Annotated in this window: 12 protein-coding genes; 6 read left to right on the top strand and 6 right to left on the bottom strand. The window is 68.9% G+C overall.

All coding sequences use genetic code 11. From position 1 onward, the window contains the following. Positions 1 to 73: 73 nt before the first annotated feature. Together VFZ09_RS43800 and VFZ09_RS43805 are read right to left on the bottom strand one after the other, a co-directional pair. Positions 74 to 1552 carry a right-handed parallel beta-helix repeat-containing protein gene (locus VFZ09_RS43800; protein WP_329733783.1) on the bottom strand — a complete coding sequence of 493 codons (1479 nt, stop codon included), beginning with the start codon at positions 1550 to 1552 and terminating at the stop codon, positions 74 to 76. A 183-nt stretch (positions 1553 to 1735) separates the two neighbouring features. Continuing rightward, positions 1736 to 2920, bottom strand: coding sequence for a glycosyltransferase family 4 protein (locus tag VFZ09_RS43805; protein WP_329733784.1), 1185 nt, complete (start codon positions 2918 to 2920; stop codon positions 1736 to 1738). Between the two features lie 345 nt (positions 2921 to 3265). Between VFZ09_RS43805 and VFZ09_RS43810 the strand changes: the two genes are divergently transcribed. Further along, complete coding sequence (locus tag VFZ09_RS43810; protein WP_329733785.1) at positions 3266 to 4588, top strand: O-antigen ligase family protein; 1323 nt, start codon at positions 3266 to 3268, stop codon at positions 4586 to 4588. Between the two features lie 47 nt (positions 4589 to 4635). Beyond that, positions 4636 to 6051 carry a cytochrome P450 gene (locus VFZ09_RS43815; RefSeq protein WP_329733786.1) on the top strand — a complete coding sequence of 472 codons (1416 nt, stop codon included), beginning with the start codon at positions 4636 to 4638 and terminating at the stop codon, positions 6049 to 6051. Positions 6052 to 6061: 10 nt separating this feature from the next. Here the strand turns inward: VFZ09_RS43815 and VFZ09_RS43820 are convergent, their stop codons facing one another. Both VFZ09_RS43820 and VFZ09_RS51830 read right to left on the bottom strand, forming a co-directional pair. After that, positions 6062 to 11302, bottom strand: a complete 5241-nt coding sequence (locus VFZ09_RS43820) for a hypothetical protein (protein WP_414640801.1) — start codon at positions 11300 to 11302, stop codon at positions 6062 to 6064. Between the two features lie 61 nt (positions 11303 to 11363). After that, positions 11364 to 12119: a methionyl-tRNA formyltransferase gene (locus VFZ09_RS51830; protein ID WP_414640802.1), complete on the bottom strand. Its 756-nt coding sequence runs from the start codon at positions 12117 to 12119 to the stop codon at positions 11364 to 11366. 143 nt (positions 12120 to 12262) lie between these two features. Here VFZ09_RS51830 and VFZ09_RS43830 point away from each other — a divergent pair, with 143 nt between their 5' ends. From VFZ09_RS43830 to VFZ09_RS43845, 4 genes are all read left to right on the top strand, one after another. After that, positions 12263 to 13135 carry a DUF2381 family protein gene (locus VFZ09_RS43830; protein ID WP_329733788.1) on the top strand — a complete coding sequence of 291 codons (873 nt, stop codon included), beginning with the start codon at positions 12263 to 12265 and terminating at the stop codon, positions 13133 to 13135. After that, positions 13132 to 15009 (top strand): serine/threonine protein kinase, encoded by a 1878-nt coding sequence (locus tag VFZ09_RS43835; RefSeq protein WP_329733789.1) that lies wholly within the window; start codon positions 13132 to 13134, stop codon positions 15007 to 15009. Before VFZ09_RS43830 ends, VFZ09_RS43835 begins: the two co-directional genes overlap by 4 nt. A gap of 131 nt (positions 15010 to 15140) precedes the next feature. After that, entirely contained in the window at positions 15141 to 17768 is a 2628-nt protein-coding gene (locus VFZ09_RS43840; protein WP_329733790.1) for an AAA family ATPase, read from the top strand. After that, positions 17765 to 18556 (top strand): hypothetical protein, encoded by a 792-nt coding sequence (locus tag VFZ09_RS43845; RefSeq protein ID WP_329733791.1) that lies wholly within the window; start codon positions 17765 to 17767, stop codon positions 18554 to 18556. Before VFZ09_RS43840 ends, VFZ09_RS43845 begins: the two co-directional genes overlap by 4 nt. A 64-nt stretch (positions 18557 to 18620) precedes the next feature. Here the strand turns inward: VFZ09_RS43845 and argB are convergent, their stop codons facing one another. Next, positions 18621 to 19469 carry an acetylglutamate kinase gene (gene argB, locus VFZ09_RS43850; protein WP_329733792.1) on the bottom strand — a complete coding sequence of 283 codons (849 nt, stop codon included), beginning with the start codon at positions 19467 to 19469 and terminating at the stop codon, positions 18621 to 18623. Next, positions 19466 to 20530, bottom strand: a complete 1065-nt coding sequence (argC, locus tag VFZ09_RS43855; protein ID WP_329733793.1) for an N-acetyl-gamma-glutamyl-phosphate reductase — start codon at positions 20528 to 20530, stop codon at positions 19466 to 19468. Before argC ends, argB begins: the two co-directional genes overlap by 4 nt. Positions 20531 to 20545: the final 15 nt, after the last annotated feature.

A 20545-nucleotide genomic window follows, 5' to 3' on the forward strand; every position in this document is an offset into this window, starting at 1 on the left:
GGCGCGTGAAAGACAGACACCCGCCCCCCCAGGATGGGGAAGCGGGCGCCTCACACAGGGAAAGAAGTGACCCCTATGGGGAAGAAGCAGTCGCGGTGCACCCGGACTCGATGGCGCCGATGTCCGGAGCGGCCCCGCAGAACGAGAGGCCCACGTTCTCGCCGCGGTCGATGGCGGCCGCCGCAGGCACCAGGGTGGTGCTGTCGAGCAGCGAACTGGACTCGAGGGAGTTGGCGTCGAAGCCCTTGGCCTTCCACTGCGACAGGGTCGAGCCGTTGAAGGTGGCCCCGGGCCGGTAGAGGTTGCTGCCCATCTTCAGCCCCGGCGCCTGGGTGCCCAGCTTCAGGGCGTAGGAGGCGTCGATGATGTTGTTCTTCACCACCAGGTTCTCGGTGGGCCCGCCGTCACCGGTGCCCACGATGAGCGCCGGGCCCTGCAGGCGGGTGAAGGTGTTGTTGTACACCTTCGTCCCCGTGGAGACCGCCAGTTGCAGGCCTCCACCCGTCATGCCGTCCAGGGTGATCATGTCCCGGATGCGATTGCGGCGGATGACGATGCCCGAGGGGTACGGGCCCACGCGGTTGCCGCCCACGCCGATGGCCAGGCCCGCGTCGTAGAAGTCATTGTCCTCGATGAGGACGTTCTTCGCCGACATGTGCACCACCATGGCGCCATTGCCGCCCAGGGCCGGGTGGCGCCGGGCGAGGTGCATCTTGTTGCGGCGGACGGTGACGTTGTAGCAGGTCTTGATGTCCAACGACTGCTCGATGTTGCCGTACAGGTCGTTGCCCTCGATGAGGACACCATCGGCCGGGGCGTCGGAGCTGGAGCCATCCTCGCTGTAGCACTGGATGGAGTCTCCCGAGTTGTCGTGGATGACATTGCCGCGCAGGGTGATGTTGCGCGCCGTGGGCTGGATGATGACCCCGTGCGCGTCCTGCCCGCTGAGGAAGATGTGGTGGATGTGATTGTTCTCGAGCGTGGCCCCGGTGGCGCTGTAGTGGAAGCTCACGCCGGCGCCGTACTGGCCGTGGTGGATCTCCGAGTGGGAGAGCTTCGTCCCCAGCACGTTGCCGGTGAAGGCCACACCCAGGGCCTTGCGGTTCTGGATGTCGATGTTGAAGCCACTGATGAGCCAGTACGGCTTCTCCACCACCAGGAGGGCCCCGTTCACCGAGCCCAGGATGATGCGCGGATTGCCCTCGCCCTGGAGCGTGATGGGCGCGTCGACGGTGCCACCGCGCACGGAGCCGGAGATGAGCACGCGCTCGGTATAGGTGCCGGAGCGCACGCGGATGAGCTCGCCCGGGCCGGCCAGGGTGATGGCACGGCTGATGGTCCGCAGCGGCGCCGTCTCCGAGCCGCTCGCCGTGTCACTGCCCGACGTGCTCACCACCCACACCTTCTTGTACGTGGGCGTGGTGACCGGCGACTCCGCAGTGGTGGAGCCACCCGGCTGCTGGGCCGGAGCGGGAGGCCCCGTGTCCTCGTCCGAGGCGGGAGTGCCCGGCACCTCCGTGGCGGTGCCCGGAATCTCGGGAGCGGGAGTCACCACCACCGGCGGCGTTTGAGGCCCGCTCTCCTGGGCTCCACCCCTCTGGCCAGGGGATCCACAGGCAGTCACCAGACAGGCCAACAGGGAGGAAGAAAATGCGGTCCGCTTGTTGAAGGTTCTCACCGTGAACACCCTCCTGTGTTTGGGGTGTTCTCGACAGGGGTGGGCCCTTCCCTATTCCTACCCGACGCCTGCCTGCTCTCCCGGCGCCTGCTCGCCCGGCGGCTGCACCAGGAGGCGTGAGGGCTCGGGAGTCCGAGAGACATACCCGGTGGCTTCCTCGCACCAGTCCACGTGGCGCCGCACGGTGTGGGAGAGCTCGAAGGACTCGCAGGCCCGGTGGCGCGCCGCCTCGCCGAGCTGCCGCCTCAATACCGGGTCGTCCAGCAGGCGCCCGAGCGCGGCGGCGAAACCGGCCTCGTCTCCGGGCTCCACCAGCAGCCCGGTCCGGCCGTGCTGGATGAGCTCGGGGATGCCGCCCACGCGCGAGGCCACCACGGCGCAGCCACACGCCATGGCTTCCGCGACGGTGAGCCCGAAGGCCTCCGCCAGCGCGGGCTGGATGCAGATGTCCGAGGTGCCGAGCAACTCGTGCACGTCGTTGCGCAGGCCCAGGAACTCCGTCTGGTGCTCCAGGCCGAGCTGCACCGCGAGCGCGCGCAGGGACTGCTGTGCCGGACCATCTCCGACGACGCGCAGGCGCACCCGGGGCGAGCGCAGCCGCCCGAGCGCCCCCAGCAGGTGGTGCACGCCCTTGTTCTCCACGAGGTTGGCCACGGTGATGAACTCCACCGGCCCCCCGGACTGCGCGCGCGGGTGCGGATGGAAGCGCCGGGTGTCCACGCCATTGAAGATGGTGCGCGAGCGGTGGGGATGGAGCCCGAAGCGCCGGCCCTCCTTGACGCGCACGTGCTCGGAGACACCCGCGAGGCTGTGCACGCGGACCATGGTGGCCTGGTTCACCACCCAACGCAGGCTCCGGCGCACCAGGTCCTCGTCCTCGTCGATGTGGTCCGAGTGGGCCGTGTACAGCACCTGGGTGGGCCACGTCGCGTAGGCCGCCATCGCGATGCGGCTGCGCGGGGCCAGGAAGTTGAGGTGGATGACGTCATGGCCGGCCAGCCGCCGGGCCATGGCGACCGGCCCCGAGCGCTCGAACTCCGCCAGGTCCTCCACCCGCGCGCCCGTGGCCTTCAGCTCCGTGACGATGGACGGGAGCATGGGCTCGCGCAGCCAGGCATCCACCTGGTGACCGCGCCGCGCGGCCTCCCGGCAGAACGCGAGTATCCAATCCTCCAACGAGCCCTGCTTGCGTGGAGCCAGGCTCATCAGCAGAGCGATGCGAAGCCCCTTCGTCCCGAACAACCCACTCCCCATTCCCTTGTGATGAGGTCAGAGCGGGCGCTTCGCAAGGCCTCCTGACAAAAGACGTGCACTGACAGCCGGACTCCACCGCACCGATGTCCGGTCCCGCACCACGAGACGTTGCGCGCCGAGACGTTGCGCGCCGTGGGTTGGATGAGCACCCCATACGAGTCCCAGGGGAGTGACGAGAGGCCGTCAACCGGCATGCCTTGCGTCGTGAATGAAAGGTGCCGGAGGAGGAATCGCCTTTCGGACGGGAAGAGCCGGAGGTGATGGTGTCCACCGCGCGGAGTGCACAACGTGGGCGCGCGGTGTCAGCGAGTTGGCGAGGGAGAAGGTCCGGGGATGGGAATGGGAAGCAAGGCGGTGCAGAGCCAGGATCGCTGGGCCTTCGGCTTCCTGCTCGCGTTCCTGGCCGCCATCTACATCAGCCCCGGTGAGTGGATACCGGGACTCGCCCGGTTCCGCCCGGCCCTGCTGCTGTCGGCGCTGGCCACCGGCCTGATGCTGCTGGGGCGCGTGGGCCGCCGCGAGAAGCTGTGGGTGGACGGACAGCGCGGGGTGCTGCTGCTCACCTTCTGTGGCCTGGTGTTCGCCTCGCTGGGCTGGTCCCTGTACCCGGACGCCACGCAGTTCGCCGCGCTGGAGCTCCTCAAGTGGGTGCTCCTCTACCTGACGCTGGTGAACCTGGTGACGACGGAGCGGCGGCTGCTATGGGCCTGCCTCGCGCTCATCGTGGGCTCGCTCTTCACCTCGCGGGGCGTCATCGCCTGGCACCAGGCGGGGGTGGACATGGTGGAGGGCTACCGCGCGCGCTGGGTGGGCGTGTACGCGGACCCCAACCGCATGGCCATGAGCGTGGGCATCATCGTGCCCCTGGCGGTGGCCTTCCTCGTGCGCAAGCAGAGCGCCTGGCTGGTGCGGCTGACGTGCGGCCTCGCGGCGGTGCTGGCCATCACCGCCATGGTGCTGAGCTACTCGCGCGGAGGCTTCCTCGGGCTGGTGGCCGCCGCGGCCACGTGGGTGCTGCTGGAGCGCAACCTCACCCGCACGCTGGTGGTGGTGGCGGCGGCGGGGGCCATGCTGGTGCTCTCGCCCCAGAGCTTCTGGAACCGCACGCGCACGGTGGGCACCTATGAGGCGGATGCCTCGGCCATGAGCCGCGTGGAGGCCTGGACGGTGGCCTCGCGGGTGAGCGTGGAGCACCCGCTGCTGGGCGTGGGCGCGGGCACCTTCCCCTATGCGTGGCGGCTGTACGGGCCTCCGGGCGCGACGCGGGTGTACGCCGCGCACAACGTCTTCCTGCAGGTCATCTCGGACCTGGGCTTCGTGGGGCTGGCGCTCTTCCTGGCCTTCATCGGGGCGGCGCTCGGGCCGCTCTGGACGTTCGCACGGGACCGGGAGCGCGGCTGGCTGGTGCGGGCGCTCGCGGCGGCGGTGGTGGGCCACCTGGTGTCCTGCCTCTTCGCGGGCTTCCTGGTGGCCGTGCACTTCTACGTGCTGTTCGGGCTCGCGGCCTGCGCGGACCGCCTGGCCCGCGCCGCGCAACGGGTGCCCGTGGAGGGGGCGTCCGGACTGGCCCCGATACCGCCGTCCGCCGACATGCCTTCGGGCTGGACGCCCGGTGCGGAAACAGCGTCCGGCAGGATCTCCGGCCATCACCGGTGACGTCTGGCATCCTCTCTCTGGTTGGTCCACCAGGAGGAGAGCGCCCGATGATCGCCACCCCACCCGGGACACACATGGCGGAGCTGCCCGGCCCGCGCACGACGCCCCTGCTCGGAGTCACCGGCAACTACATCCGCTTCGTCGCGGATCAGCTGACCTGGCTGGAGAAGCTGAGCAGCTACGGCCCGCTGGTGGCGCTGTCGCGGGGCAGCACCCAGCACCTCTTCCTCTTCCACCCCGACTACAACATGCAGGTGCTGAGCAACCCGGCGCTCTTCCGCTCGCTGGAGCTCTGGCGCACGGGGCCCGAGGGCTCGTCGCTGCGCAGGCTGTGGACGGGGCTCGTCTCCATCAACGGCGAGGTGCACCGGCAGCACCGCCGCATGATGATGCCCTCCTTCCACAAGAAGAAGGTGGAGAGCTACCGCGACGCCATGGTGGCGCGCATCGGCCAGATGCTGAGCCGCTGGAAGCCGGGCGAGGTGCGCGACGTCTTCCTGGAGATGCGGCAGATGACGCTGCTCATCGTCACCCAGGTGCTCTTCGGGTTGGAGGATGACCAGGAGACGCTGCGGATGGGAATGCTGATGGCGCAGTGGCTGGAGCGCTACGCCTCGCCGGCCGTCCACCTCATGCCCTGGGACAAACCCGGGCTGCCCTTCCGCCGCCTGCTGCGGATCTCCGAGCGGGGCGAGGCCGCCATCCGGGGACTCATCGACCGGAAGCGCGCCCAGGGGGCGGACGGGGATGACGTGCTCTCCATGCTGCTGCACGCGCGCGACGAGGAGGGGGGCTCCATGTCCGACGCGGAGCTGGTCGGCCAGACGAACATCCTCTTCGTCGCCGGCCACGAGACGACCACCAACGCCCTCACCTGGACGCTCTTCCTGTTGGACCAGCATCCGGAGGTACACGCGGCGCTGGTGGAGGAGCTGGAGGGAGAGCTGAAGGGCGCGCCCCCCACCCTCGAGCAGCTCGAGCGGCTGCCCCTGCTGGACCGGGTGCTGAAGGAGAGCCTGCGCCTCCTGCCGCCCGTGCCGGCGGCCTTCCGCGCCAGCACCGCGCCCTTCGAGATGGGCGGCCACCGCTTCGAGGCGGAGACACATCTGTACTACAGCCCGTACATCACCCACCGGCTGCCGGACCTCTACCCCGAGCCGAAGCGGTTCCTCCCGGATCGCTGGTTGAAGACCGAGCCCACGGTGTACGGCTACATCCCCTTCAGCAACGGGCCACGCCGGTGCATCGGCGCCACCCTGGCGCTGCTGGAGATGAAGCTGCTGCTCTCCATGCTGCTGCCGCGCTTCCGGCTCTCGCTTCCGCCGGGCACACGCGTGGACCCGTTGGTGCGGGCCACGATGCGCCCGAAGGGAGGCCTGCCCATGCGCATCCACACGCAGGACAAGCACTTCGAGCGCCCGGAGGTGCGAGGCCGCATTCGCGACCTCGTGGCCCTGTCGTAAGGACCGCGCCCTACCCCTCCCAGGTGTCCATCATCGTGCGCACCCGCTCGTAGCGCTCCAGCAACTCGGCGCGCCTGGCGGTGAAGAGCACCATGAAGCCCACCACGCCCACGCCGAGCAGCGAGAGGAAGGCGGCGCCCATGCGGTGGTCCCGGATGCCGAAGCGCGCCAGGTTGGCGAGCACGCACGTCACCAGGAAGGCGCTGCCCAGGTACACGTAAGAGCGGATGCGCAACGCCATGCCGGCCGCCACACCCACCAGGCACAGCAGGACGCACAGCAGCATGGCCCGGCCGTCCTGGAACATGAGCGGCTTCCACGCTCCGGCCACGTAGACGAGCGTGATGGCCAGGGCGCGCAGCTTCGCCCGCGTGTCCGGCTCCAGCACCTCGTGGAAGACGCGCAGCAGCACCAGCAGCGAGAGGCCCGCGGGGATGACGTAGTACTGCGGCTCGCCGGCGCCGGTGCCCAGCCACACGAGGAAGAGCGCGGCGTTGAAGGCGCCCACCGAGACGAGCGAGGACATGCCCCGCTGCGACGGGTGCGCGGCGAGCGCGGCGAAGTGGGCGGCGTAGCCCACCAGCAGGGCCGCCACGTACAGCGGCTGGCCCCACGGCGCGGTGAGCAGGCCGGCCACGGGGAAGAGGTAGGCGGCCCACAGCGCCGGCCGGCGGAAGGCGGGCAGCCCCGAGCCCTCGCGCAGGGCGAAGACGTAGAGGCCGGAGAAGAGCGCCCCGCCCACCAGCGCCACGAGGCTGTCCGCCGTGCCCAGGCCCGAGGCCAGCGCGTGCAGACGCACCGACAGGTAGCCGAGCACCACCGTCCACACAGCGAGGAAGGCGGACGTCTCGTCCTCCTCGCGCACGGCGCGGCGCACCAGCGCGAAGAAGAGCACCGCCAGGCACGCGCAGTCGACGAGCGCCGCCACCACGACTCCGGCCGCCCCGGGCACCAGCACCAGGCCGCCGAGCACCTCCACCAGGGCCAGCACCGCGAAGGAGTGCCCCACGCTCCGGCGGATGTGGTCGCTCGCGAGGAACAAGGCCGCCGTGGCCAGCAGCGCGGTGAGCGCCCCGAAGAACGGGAGGATGAACTCCGCGCCCCGGCCGGTGGAGAACAGCGCGCCCACGTGTGCGAGCAGCGCGTGCAGCCCCACCAGCGAGGCCACCCAGCCCACCACCGCGCGCTCGGGGCGCCGGTACACCACCGCCCAGGCCGTGGTGATGCCGGAGAGCAGGCACACCGCCGTGCCCGGGTGCTTCAGGTCCCGGAGGCCGAGGACGGACAGCAGCGACAGCACCCAACCCGCGTGGTGCAGCGCGGCGCCCACGGCCACGTCCCGCTCGTCCAGCCAGGTGCCCGCCATGCACAGCAGGAGCCCCGTGACGCTCACCACCGCGGGCGCCCAGAGGGGAGGCACCGCCGCGACGAGCACGCCCGCCAGCAGCCCGGTGGCCACGTTGGCCATCTCCCGCTCGCGCGACACCATCAGCACCAGCGAGGCGAGCCCGGCCAGCAGCGCCACCGGAAGCGGCAGCGCGCCCGGCCCCTGGGCCAGCAGGTGCACCCCCACGGGCACCGCCGTGGTGAGGGCACCGGCCATCCACAACGGCTCGCTCCACGTGTCGGGGAGCCCCGGAGACAGACGCTCGGCCATCCGCGTCAGCGCGCGCTGGACACCTCCCACCTGACACAGGGCGGACAGCAGGGCCGCGCCGAGCGCCACCGTGGCGAAGGCCAGCGCCGCCTCCGGACGCCACTCGAGGAAGGCGTGCTCCGCCGTCCTACCCAGCGAGGCCCCGGCGAGCACGAGCACCGAGGCCGTCAGCATCCAGCGCCGCGAGAGGAGGAAGGTCCCCACCAGCAGCACCCCGGCCAGCAGGGCGATGGCCGCCGGCGTGGCCGCGTCCAGCAGCAGGCGCCACCCGCAGAGGGCGAGCGCCCCCAGCACGGTGACGGGCCGCAGCGAGGTGTCCGGCGGCGAGCGGAAGAAGGCCCACAGCGCGCCGGGGGTGTGGTGCGTGAGGAAGCCGAGCGCCAGCAGCAGGACGATGAGGCCCAGGTGGAGCGGGAAGCAGAAGAGCAGCAGGCCCACGCCGAGGCCCACGCGCACCGAGGGCCTCGGCCCGGGCAGCAGCACGAGGGAGGCCGCGAGCGGCGCGAGCACCCAGGGCTCGGCATGGGTGTGGGGCACCAGCACCACGCCCACCAGCGTCAGCGCGCCCTGCATCCAGAGGGACAGCTCGCGCACCGGCTTCTCCTCGGACGTGCCGAGCAGGAGGTGACGGGCGGCCGGCAGGTGCTCCGCGGCGCGCACCACCGCGAGCGCGAGCAGCGGCAGCGCGGCGGCCCAGGGCATGGACAGGCCCGTTTCGAGGACGAGGAAGAGCGAGAGCAGCGGCGCGAGCCCCGCGAAGAAGGGCTGGCGGTTGGCGCGTGTCCACACCAGGGGCAGCAGCACCGTACCCGCGAGCACCGCCAGGGACGCGCCCCTGCGAGCATCCCAGCAGGCGAGGATCAGGAAGCCCAGGGCACAGAGCGTCGCCGCGAGCGAGAAGCGGCGCTCCCCGGCCAGCAGGCGGAAGGCCGCGCGGTGCGACTCGAGCAGGGCCAGGAGGCTCAGCAGCGTGGCCAGCACCAGCGAATGCCAGGCCTGGGTGGACAGGAAGACGAAGGCGGCGGCCCACAGGGAAGCGGTGACGACACTGACGGACGGGTGCAGCGCGCGCGCGGTGAGGAGGGCCACGAGCGCGGCGCCGAGTGTGAGCGGGTACGGCTGCGCCCCGCGGGCCGCCGCCACCACCACCACGGGGTAGAGGAGCGCGACGAGTCCCGCGGTGACGGTGCTGGCACTGCGCCCCCAGCGCGCGGTGGCCACCGAGGCCCCGAGGGACCAGGGGACGAAGAGGGCCACGGACAGGGCCGGCGTCATCCACGGCCAGACGGAGAGGGCGCCCACCTGGGGCAGCAACGCGAAGCCGGCGAGGATGACGGCGAAGGGACGGACCTCGGGCAGGGTGCGCGAGGCCACGGCGACGGCGGCGGCGGCCAGGAGCACGGTGACGCCGAACCAGGGCACCTGGATGGAGATACCCCAGAGGAACGCCATGAGGGCATAGGCGACGCCGGGCCAGCCGAGCAGCCGCGCACGGCCGCCGAGCCCCCCCAGGACGGCGAGCCCCAGCGCCGAGACGGCGAGGGCCGGGGGTACCCACGACGGGCCGGCGAAGCTGGCGAGCTTGGGCACCACGGCGGCGGCACCGAAGGCCGCGACGGCGAGCAGGACGGGGTTGGCGAGGTTCCACGCCACGAGGAGCGCGGCGGAGCCACAGAGCACCATGCCCGTCAACGCGGAGGCACGGGCGTCCACGCCGAGGCTGAACACGAAGCCGATGGCGGAGAGCCAAGCCACCGCGGTGCTGAAGGCGAGGCACGTGCGGCGGGTGCAGACGAGCGACAGCGCGGCGAACACGAGCGCCACGGCACCGCACACGAGCGAGCCTCCCGCGGCGCCGAAGAGGGCGTAGGCGGAGAGCGGGAGGAAGAAGGTGAGCGCGGCGCCGGTGATGGACAGGTAGAGGCGCTCGAGGAGCAGACCGGTGGCCACGCAGACGCAGCTGAGTCCGAGCACGGTCCAGAAGGCCGGGCGCAGATCCGAGCCCATGTGGCCGAGGAGGACGAAGAGCGAGCTGGCGACGGCGGTGGCGCGCAGGAGGACCTCGGAGCACTCCGCGTCACGGGCGGAGGAGGTGCGCTCGGCCCGGGAGCGCAACCACGCGGCGAGGACGACGCCCGCGAGGACGTACGGCACGGCCGAGAGCGCTCCGTAGTGGAACGGGAGCTTGCCGGCCACGGGGTAGCCGAGCGAGGCCTTGAGCGAGTCGATCAGGGCCTTCACGGCGCCGGGGACGAGCTGGCCGGCGGAGGCATACGAGAAGTAGGCGCCGGCATAGGCGAGGTACACCCAGCGGACGCGGGGCAGCTCGCCGCGGGAGAGGCCGAAGACGGTCCAGGTGAAGACGGCGGCGGTGAGGAAGAAGGCGGGAGGAGAGCCCGTGGCGGCGAGCGCGAGGCAGCCCACCTGGAGCGAGGCGATGCCCACCGAGAGCGAGTCCGCGGCCTCCTGGGGAGGCAGGCGGCGGAAGCCGAGGCAGGTGGCGAACAAGAAGGCGAGGAACGGAGCGTAGCTGCCGAAGGAGGGGGCCACACCCGCGGCGGCGAGGGCCAGGTGCAGGCGGATGGCGTAGAGCAGCAGCAGGTAGAAGGGCGCGGCGAGGACGAAGGCGAGGGCCTTGTTGCTCCGGGGCTCGGGGACGGGCCTGCGCGAGAGGGCGAAGAAGAAGGCGCAGGGCAGCACATCCAACCAGAACGCGAGAGTGCCCCGGGCGAAGAGGGGGGCGAGCCCCATCATCAACGTGGTGCAGAGCAGCGCGAGCTGGATGAGCGGCCGCGAGGGAGCATCGAAGGACTCAGCGGGCTTGCGGACGAGAGCGGCGGCACCGACGGACCAGCCGAGGAGCAACGGCAGGAGGAGCGCGAGCGGCACACCATCGAGGTGGAGACCGCCGAGAGGCCCGAGGGCGACACCGGCGAGGGGAGCGACGGCGGCGCCGATGAGGCCGAGAATGCGGCCGGCGCCGGAGAGGGCCTCACGGCGGGCGAGGAGGGAGCCGCAGATGGAGAAGGCGGCGGAGTAGCCCGCGGTCATGCCGAAGACGACGAGCGAGCGGGAGAAGGAGGTGAGACCGGCCCAGCTATCGAAGGCGAGGTAGAGAGAACCCGCGACGATGAGGAAGGCGCCGATGAACCAGCCGATGCTCTCGTAGAGGAAGGGACGCCAGACGGTGTCCCAGGACGAGGCCTCCTCGACGATGCGAGCGGTGACGGTGCGAACGGGAGGAGGGTCGAAGAGAGGCTCGGTGACAACGGGAGGAAGCCGCGCCTCCACTCCCTCGCCCCCGTGCCCCTCCTCTCCCTCGCCCTCCGGGAGAGGGTCGGGGTGAGGGTGCCGGGCCTCCCGGGTTGCGTCCGCGTCAACTCCCTCTCCCTCTGGGAGAGGGTTGGGGTGAGGGTCTACCCGAGCCTTGTCCCAGGCCACCTCGATAACGGAGGAGGAAGGAACCGGCTCCGGCGCGGGCAGGACATGCACGACCTCCGGAGCCGCCACCACCTCCGGGACCGCCACCACCTCCGGGGCCGCCGCCACCGCTGGAGCCCCCGCGCGCTCACCCACAGGCTGCGCGGAAGCCATCTCCACGCGGGAAGCAGCGGGAGCATCGGCGAGGACGGAGAGGAGGATCCGCACCTGACGCTCATAGCGCTGGGTGAGGTAGCTCCGAGCGCCCTTGGGGACATAGGTGGAGTCCCAGAGCTGCAACTCCGCGAGGAGGAACTGGACGTGGGCGAGCTCCTGCTCCAGGGCCTGGCGAGGGCGCGGAGACATGGAGTTGCCGCACGCGGCGCAGCGCAGACCGCCGAGGCGTTCCTGGCGGCAGGACGAGCAGTACATGGTGGGTGGACCCCTCTACAACGACCATGCCGGGCGGGAAGCCCAGGGAAATGAGGAACTTGAAGCGTGGGGTGCCACCTGCCTGACGCAGTGCGCCCGAGCCCATGTGCAGCCTACTGCACAAGGTGACGGGAGCGCACGGGGCCGTGCGACAGGCTCGGACCTGGAGGTGTACCGCACGCGCGGGCTGGGTCCAGTCGATCTCCCGGTATGCGTCCTCGAAGAGACCCGCGTAGCTGCCCTGGTCGGAGGACTGGGACTCTCCGGGCTCGCCCCACGCGACACGGCCGAGGACATCGGGAAGCAGCCCACCGGCCAGTGCCATGACCTTCTGGAGGATGGCCTCCACGGTGTCCTCATCGTAGAGGGGCCTGCGGCCCTGGGCGAGCACGGGCCCGGTGTCGAAGTCCGCCTCCATGCGGTGGAAGGTCAGACCCACTTCCGGCTCATGACCGCGCAGCGTCCAGCCGAGGGGGTTGGGACCGCGATGGCGAGGCAGCAACGAGGGGTGGACATTCACGGTGCCCAGAGGGGGCACGGAGAAGGCCTCGGGAGGGATGCTGCGTCAGGAGTTCGTGCCGCATCCCTCCAAGGCCAAACCTATTTCCCGGGTCACCCGCTGCGACATGACCGCAACCGTCGAGCAATCCTTGCCCGGGGCTGGCTGGGTCCTCTAGCGTGCCGCCTCCTTTTGGAGGCTTCGTGCATCCTCGTTCCTGGCTCATCCTGTTCTGGGCCCTCATCGTCTTCACGACAGCGACGAGGGCGCATGCATCCACGCGGGAGTTGCGGCGGGGTACCCTCCTCATCGAGGGAGGGCCGGAGGCACCTGCCCTGCTGTACGTGGCCGCGGGCACGGTGACGCGGGTGCGCTTCGTGGATTTCCTGGAACCACATGCGCGCCCAGGGGCCGAGCTCCAGGGGCGCGTCGAGGTAGCCCCGCTGGGAGAAGGCTCCCTGGTCATCTCTCCCGTGAAGGACCTGGCTCAGGGGGAGCGCCTCCTGCTGCCAGTGACGGGACGCACGAAGACCGGAGAGCCGCTCACCCTGACACTGGCACTCGTCAACCGCGAGGACACGGTGGACGCCGAAGCGTGGGTATCCAGGGCGCGGATGCAGCCCCTGCGGACGGATGCGGCGAACACGGATGAGTCGGGCGCGATCGCCAGAGGACTACTCGTGAGCCACGAGCCAGGAACGGTCCGTCCCAGGCTGGCCCTCGCTCTTCCGGACAGCGAGCAGGTCACCACGTACGCCAAGGGCATCCGGGCCTCGGCGGGCTCCATCCTCCAGATGGACGGGCGTCTCTTCGTGACGGTACTCATCCGAGCCTGGCGCGTCCCCACGCCCTGGAGGCTCATCCGGGCCCGGCTGGAGGCGGGGTGCCGCCGGGATTCAGGAAAAAGGCCCGGGGACGAGAGCCTGCCCACGCGTGTGACCTCGGGTGAGTCCGGGCAATATCAATTCCACACCTTCACCGTCCCCCTACCGGAGGGGACCGGCTGCCTCTCATTGACCCTGGAGGAAGACGGTCACCGGACGCTGCGGCTCAAGGAACTGAAGGTGTCACCATGACGAGTCCATTGCATCCGGACCTGCTCCAGCCAGGAGATGCCGTGAGGCACTACCGGGTGGTGCGCCGTCTGGGAGCTGGAGGCTTCTCCACCGTCCTGCTCGTGGAGCATGAGGGCCGTGAATACTCCATGAAGGTGGCTACGCGGCCAGCGAACAGGGAGGACGAGACGCGCACGGATGAGCGGGCCTTCCGGGAGGCCGTCGCGCTGGGACATTTCCGCCACCCCCACCTGCCCGAAGTGCGTGAGCTGGGACGCTGGCCGGACCTGGAATCGGGCTTCTTCTTCGTCGTCACCGATCATGTCCCCGGCTGTCCCTTCAACACCTGGCGTTGGAAGACGCAGGCCTCGCTGTACCGCTTCGTGGGCGAGCTGGCCGAGGTGGCCCGGGTCCTGGCGGAGTTACACGAGCGAGGCCTGGTGCACCGGGACCTCAAGGCCGACAACATCCTCATCAGGGACGGCGACGAGAGGCCCTTCCTCATCGACTTCGGCTCAGCGTACCTGCCGGGTGCATACACGCTGACAGAGGTGTTGCCCCCCAGCACGTTCCACAACCTGCCTCCCGAGTGCGCGGCCTTCCTGCTTGGTGGCGCGTGGGAGACCGGAGCACGCCTCCCCGCCACTCCAGCCATGGATCTCTACGCCTTCGGAGCCCTGCTCTACGAGGCCCTCACGGACTGCCACCCCTTCAATCCCCGGCTGCCCCGGGCGGAACTCGCACTCGCCATCGAGCTGCTCCCCCCCGCCCCGCCCCTCCGGCTCGACCCCCGGGTGCCTCCGGACCTGAACGAGCTGACGCTGCGGCTGCTGGCGAAGAAGCCGGAACAGCGTCCGCCGAGCGCCCGGGCTGTCCACGAGGAGCTGATGAGGATGTTGGAGGCGGAGGGGAACACGGAAGCATGGAGGATTCCGTATACCTTCGAGGTGGCGCGGCCCGAGGCGGCCCTGGGCGCGGGAGGAGAACCGGCTCAGCAGTCAGAGGAACCCACGGAACCCACACCTCGACCCGATGAGAGTCCCGCGCCCCTTCGCGAGGAGACAAAGGCGCAGGCACCTTCACCGGCCGGACAGACGACGGACGCGAGAAAGTCCCCGGGATGGTGGACGTATGGCGGGCTGGCGATTCTGGCGCTCTCTCTCGCATGGGTGCTGCTTGGAATAGGGGGAAAGGCCGTTCGCGCCGGGTGCGTATCCGCGGTGGAGATGGTGTGCTCCAGCGCGGTTACTCCCGAGAAAGGACTCCACCCCATGTCTCCCTCCAGTCGTGCAGATGACACCTCCGTCCAGCCCATGCCATCCCGGCCTCTCAGCGGCCTGTGCGCGCTGCTGTGCACCTGCGCCGCCTCGGCGCACCTCGCGGCCTGCGCGACCACGCCAGTACGCCCCGACATGGGCCTCATCCTCGAGCAGTGTCCTCCCGAAGCTCGCGCTACGGCCAGGCGCCTGGGTCTCCATCCCGTCATGGAGGTCGAGCTGGAGACCATCACCTGTGCGGGCTCGGAGGATTCGTTGCAGGAGTGCGCCAATGCCATCAACATCAGGACAGGGCCCGTGGTGGGACTGATGCCCCTGAACGATAAAGAGTCCTTGAAGGTGACCGGCGAGGCGAAGGTCTTCCCGGATCGGGTCTACATCTCCTTCGATCGGGTGTACCCCACGCCCGAGGGCCCGCCTGTCCCCTTCTGTGGCGTGGCCCTGAATGACAACAGGGACCGCTTCGGCGTGACGACGCACGCGGCCCTGCCACCGACCCTGGGGCTCGACATCGATCCAGCCAAGGTGGACCGGAGCCCCGACGCCGCCGTCCTCCGCTGGCCCATCGTGTATACCTACGTCCAGAGTCCCGAGGGCTCGTTCCAGCCTCGGCGCTGAAGCGGTGGCATGAAGCCGAGCCTACCCGACGCGCCCGCAGCGTGTCGGAGTGCCGGTGGTGAATGGTGTCGAGCGGGCACTCCGTGCCATACGCTCGCCGGAGCCAGGGGCAGGTGATAGAAGCCAGGGCCATGTCACGCCGCGACCTCTGGCGAGAACTCTACGAGCGATTCGACCCGGAGTCGCCCGCCACCATGAAATGGCGGGCACCCCGTCCGCACAGCCCGGCGAAGAAGATAGTTGAGACGTTGGACCGCCCCTTCGGCACACCACGCATCCTGCTGATGGGAACGGTGGGCACGGGGAAGACAACGGAGTTGCTACGCATCGCCGAGGAGCGGGAACAGCGCGAGCTGGTCGTCTTCCTCGACCTCGAGCGGCACTTCACCCATGTGGTGAAGGACCCGAACGCGCTGTATCGGATTCAGGCCTGGGAGGTGTGCTTCCTGGCGGGCCTGGCGCTGGTGTTCCGCCTCAAGGAGCGGTTGGGAATCGAGCTCGACCCCGGCATGGTGAAGCAACTCGGCGAGGACTGGCAGCGGCTGGCCGAGGCCACCAGGACTCCGAATCCCCAACTCGATCTCGGCAGCTTCGCGAAGGAGGCCCTGGATCTGGGCGCCACCCTCGCCACCACGGGGGCGTTGGGTCTGGAGACCTCGGGCGCGTTCAAGGGCGCCAGGTCCGCCGCGGCCGCCATACGCTCCTGGAACCTGCCCTTGGGACGCAGTGAGAAGCCGCTGCCCGACCAAGACCGGCAGGTGCAGGACCTGCTGGGCGCCGTCAACCTGCTGCTGGGAGAGGTGCAGCAGAAGTACCGCAAGGTCCTGCTCGTCATCGATGGCTTGGATCGGATCCGGGATCTCCCTCGTGCCAGGGAACTCTTCGTCGAGTCTCAGCTCATCTCTCACCTCGGCTGTCCCTTGATAGTGAGTGGCCCCCTGGCACTCCGACACGATGCGGCCATGGTAGGAGTGCGCGGCTTCAGAGTCGACACCTTGGTGAACGAGCCCGTGCTGGACCATGACGACCCGAGCCGCCCCGGGCCTGGAGTGAGCTTCTTCCACGAGCTGTATGCGCAGCGGGTGAAGGAACTCGGGAACGAAGCCTTCGGCTTGGTGAGCCCAAGCCTGCTCGGTGAACTGGCCTATCGTTCGGGTGGACGAGCGAGGGACTTCGTCCGTTTCATCCGCTCTCTCGCCGAACTGGCATGGGATCAAGATGCCTCCGCTGCAACGCCGGAACTGGTGAAGGAGGTACTGGATGAATGGCGCAGGAGATTCGAGACAGGCATATCTTCCGGGCACATCCAACTCCTCATGATGGTGATGAGGGACCCGGAGCACCGGCTACCGCTCAACGAGCTGGCGCATGAGCTGCTCGACTACCAGCAGCTGTTGCCCTACCCCAATGACTCGGAGTGGTATTACCCACACCCGCTGTTGACAATTCGGCTGTTGACCGGGCGGACTCCTGTATTCGATCCGACAGCCACCAAACCCGCGGCCAGGAAACTGGACGTCTACATCTCGCACATCGAAATCGAGGACATCCGCTCGCTCCAATCCCTACAGTGGGACATGCCATCGGCGCCAGGGTGGAACGTCCTCATCGGAGACAACGGGGCTGGAAAGAGTTCCGCGTTGAGGGCCATGGCGGCAGCACTGCTCGGTGATGGGCGCCGGTCCGAGAATGGTTCGACTACCGCGGAGGTGTCTTCAGATAGTGCCCTGGCGCTACGCATCGACTTCAGCACCTGGCTCCAACCCAAGAGGAGCAATGGAACCGTGGCACTCATTGCACTCGGTGCCGAAAAGGACGGCAAGCAGGTGCGCCAGGAGTATCGCCTCCAGATAGGAGCCCAGGGCCCACTCTGGACCCATTCCCCGCATTCCGGCGAGTTGTTCAGCGCTGGCTTTGGCCCATTCCGACGATTTTCGGGCGGTGACGCCGATTACGAGCGGCAGTTCTCGTCATTGCCACGGGTGACCCGGTACCTCTCGCTTTTCGACGAGCGCGTCTCTCTCACCGAGGCACTCCGCTGGTTGAAGGATCTCCAGTTCATGGCGCTGGTGAATAGCTTCAGAGCGGAGTTCCTCGAACGAGTCAGGACCTTCATCAATCAGGACGGATTCCTGCCTAACGGAGTCAAGCTCCGCGACATCACACCCGAGGCCGTACGCTTCGAGGATGCCACTGGCTCCACCACCTCCATCGAAGAGCTGAGTGACGGATACCGCTCCATCTTGAGCCTGACGCTGGAGCTCATCCGACAGCTTTCCACCCATTACGGCTCCGATCTGATCTTCGACAAGAACGCCTGGGCCGTGGACGCTCCCGGTGTCGTATTGATCGACGAAGCTGACGCCCATCTCCACCCGACGTGGCAGCGGGAAATCGGCCTGCGGCTCAAGAAGCTCTTCCCGCGGATCCAGTTCATCGTCACCACCCACAGTCCACTCGTGTGCCAGGCCGCCGACTCCGTCTTCCGCCTGCCGCGTCCCGGAACAGAGGAACAAGGCAGGATACTGGAGGGAATCGAGCTGGAGCGGTTGAAATACGGCAACGTTCTCGATGCATATGGGACGGGTGTATTCGGGCGAATCACCCGCTCCGAGGAAGGCAAACAACTGCTGGAGCGGCTGACGGAACTCAATCGCAAGGAACTGGAGCAGGGACTTTCCGAGAAGGAGGAACAGGAACAGGAGCGGCTCCGAGCCATCTTCCCCACGGGAAAGGCTGATCGGGAGTCGCTGGCATGATCCGCATGCAGTCCCGCGAACTGCCAGCAGAGACTCTCGCTGAGCTTGCAGATCTCCAACAAGAGATCGACAATCATCCCACGTATCTGGAACGGGTCAGGGCAGCCCTGGAGCTGTGGCCCTCCAGGCGTCGGAGAAAAGTCTTCGACCGCGTAGAAAAGGAACTGGGTGACATGTGCCCGGGCCTGAAACGTTGCATGTTCTGCGAAGACAACGGCGCCTACCAGATCGAACACTTCCGCCCCAAGGCGCTCTACCCGAAGCTGGTATACGCATGGGCGAACTATCTCTTCGCCTGTGGTCAATGCAACGGTCCGAAGAGTGACCGCTTCGCCATCTTCTCCGCTAACGGAAAGGTTCTCGAGCTCGTCCGAACCGACAGTGATCCAGAGAGCGAACCGTCTGTATTGCTCGATCCCCGACGTGACGAGCCCATGGATTACCTATGGCTGGATTTACGCGGCACCTTTCGATTCAAGCCGATCCACCCAGAAGGGACACCTGAATATGACCGAGCCGATCTAACGCTCGACTGGCTGGGACTGAACGAGCGCGATGAACTCGTGGAGGCACGCCGCAACGCCTATGACGATTACCTCGTTCGATTCGAGAAGTACGTCGCCAAGAAACGCGCGAATTGTGACGCAGAGACACTCAAGCGGCTACGCCGCTCGATTGAGCGTTCTACCCACATCACCGTCTGGCGAGAGATGCAGAGACAGCGCCAGACAGTTGACGAGCTCCGTGCACTTTTCGAGGAAGCTCCAGAGGCACTCGAGTGGCCGTAGGCCATGAAAACACCCCCGCGCCCCGGTGCATCCTCCGCACACGGGGCACGGGCGCGCCCCTCCACTATCCGCGCAGGAACGCGGTGCCCTGGCTGCCGGCCTTCTCGGCCTCGCGCAGCACGGCGTCGTTGGGCGAGATGCCCACGATGTGGATGGCCTCGATGCCCTCCTCCAGCATCTCCAGGCTCTCCTCCACCTTGGGAATCATGCCGCCCTGAATCACGCCCGAGGCAATCTTCGCGCGGGCCTCGGCGGGAGTCAGCGTGGGCAGCCGGGTGGACGGATCGTCCTTGTTGGCGAGCACGCCGGGCACGTTGGACACGAGGAACAGCTTCGCCGCCCCGAGCTTCGCGGCCACTCGGGTGGCCACCGTGTCCGCGTTGACGTTGAACACATTGCCCTGCGCATCACCCGACAGCGAGCCGAGCACCGGCACGAAGCCCGCGTCCGAGATGCGCTGGAAGGCCTCGGTGTTCACGCCCGTGACATCGCCCACGAGTCCCAGGTCCACCGGATCCGGGCCCGCGCCGCTCATCACCTTGGGAGGCCGGCGCTTCGCGTCGATGAGCCCGGCGGACATGCCCGTGGTGCACAGCGCGGGCACGCCCGCGATGCGGAAGGCCGAGGCCACGTCCACGGACACCTGGCCCGCGAGCGTCATCTTCATCACCTCGAGGGTGGCCTCGTCCGTGTAGCGCCGGCCCGCCACCATCTTCGGCTGCAGACCGAGCCGCTTCTGCATCTCCGTGGCCTGGGGCCCACCACCGTGGATGACGGCCACGCGGACGCCCGCGTCGAGGAAGGCGCGCACGGCGGCGCCCACGCTCGCGGCGAGCTTCGGCTTGTCCATGGCCAGCTCGCCGCCAATCTTCACGACGAACCAGCGCCCGCGGAAGCCGGAGAGCCCGCTCACGGCCACAGCCCCGGCTCGGCGAGCGTGAGGCGCTCGTCCCAGCCCATCATGAGGTTGAAGCTCTGGATGGCCTGGCCCGCGCCGCCCTTCACCAGGTTGTCGAGCGCCGAGAAGCACACCACGCGCCGGGTGTTGCCCGTCACGGGGCCGAGCGTGAAGCCCACCTCCACGTAGTTGCTGCCGGACACGCCCACCACCTCGGGCTGACGGCCACCGCCGACAATCCGGATGAAGGGCTCGTTGCCATACGCCGTCTTCCACGCGGCGGTGAGCTGCTCCTGCGTGACGGAGGCGGGCACCTCGGCGAACGAGGTGGAGAAGATGCCGCGCGGCAGCGGAGCCGACACGGGCACGAACTCCAGCGACATGTCCTCCTTGCCGCCCGCGATGCGCAGCGTCTGCAGAATCTCCGGGATGTGCTGGTGCTCGAGCGGCTTGTACGTACGCAGATTCGCCGCGCGCAGCGGATGGTGCGTCGTAATCTGCGGGTTGGCGCCGCTGCCCGAGGAGCCGGTGGCCGCCACGGTGTGGATGGGGCCGGTGAGCAGGCCGGCCTTGGCGAGCGGCAGCAGGCCGAGCGCGATGGTGGTGGCGAAGCAACCGGGGCTGGCGATGTAGCGCGCCTTGCGGATGGCCTCGCGGTTGAGCTCGGGCATGCCGTAGGTGAAGGAGCCGTCGGTGAGCATCTGCGGCGCCGGGTGGTCCACGCCGTAGTACTTCGCGTAGGCGGCCGCGTCGCGCAGGCGGAAGTCGCCCGACAGGTCCACGATGCGCACGCCCGTGTCGAGGATGTCCAGCACCACCTTGGCGGTGGTCTTGTGGGGCATGGCCAGGAAGGCCACGTCCGCGCCGGCCACGGCCTGGGCGGGGGGCATCTCCTGGAAGCTGAGGTCGGTGAGCCCGGCGAGGTTGAAGTGGACGTCGCCCACCTTCTTGCCGATGTTGTCCACCGCCGTGACGCGGACCACGTCCACGTTGGGGTTGAAAAGGAGCCGGCGGAGGATCTCGGCTCCGCCGTAACCGGTACCGCCGATGAGGACTGCCTTGACCTTGTTGGCCATGTGCACTGTCTCCGG

Source organism: Archangium sp., from assembly GCF_036277355.1.
Taxonomy (GTDB): domain Bacteria; phylum Myxococcota; class Myxococcia; order Myxococcales; family Myxococcaceae; genus Archangium.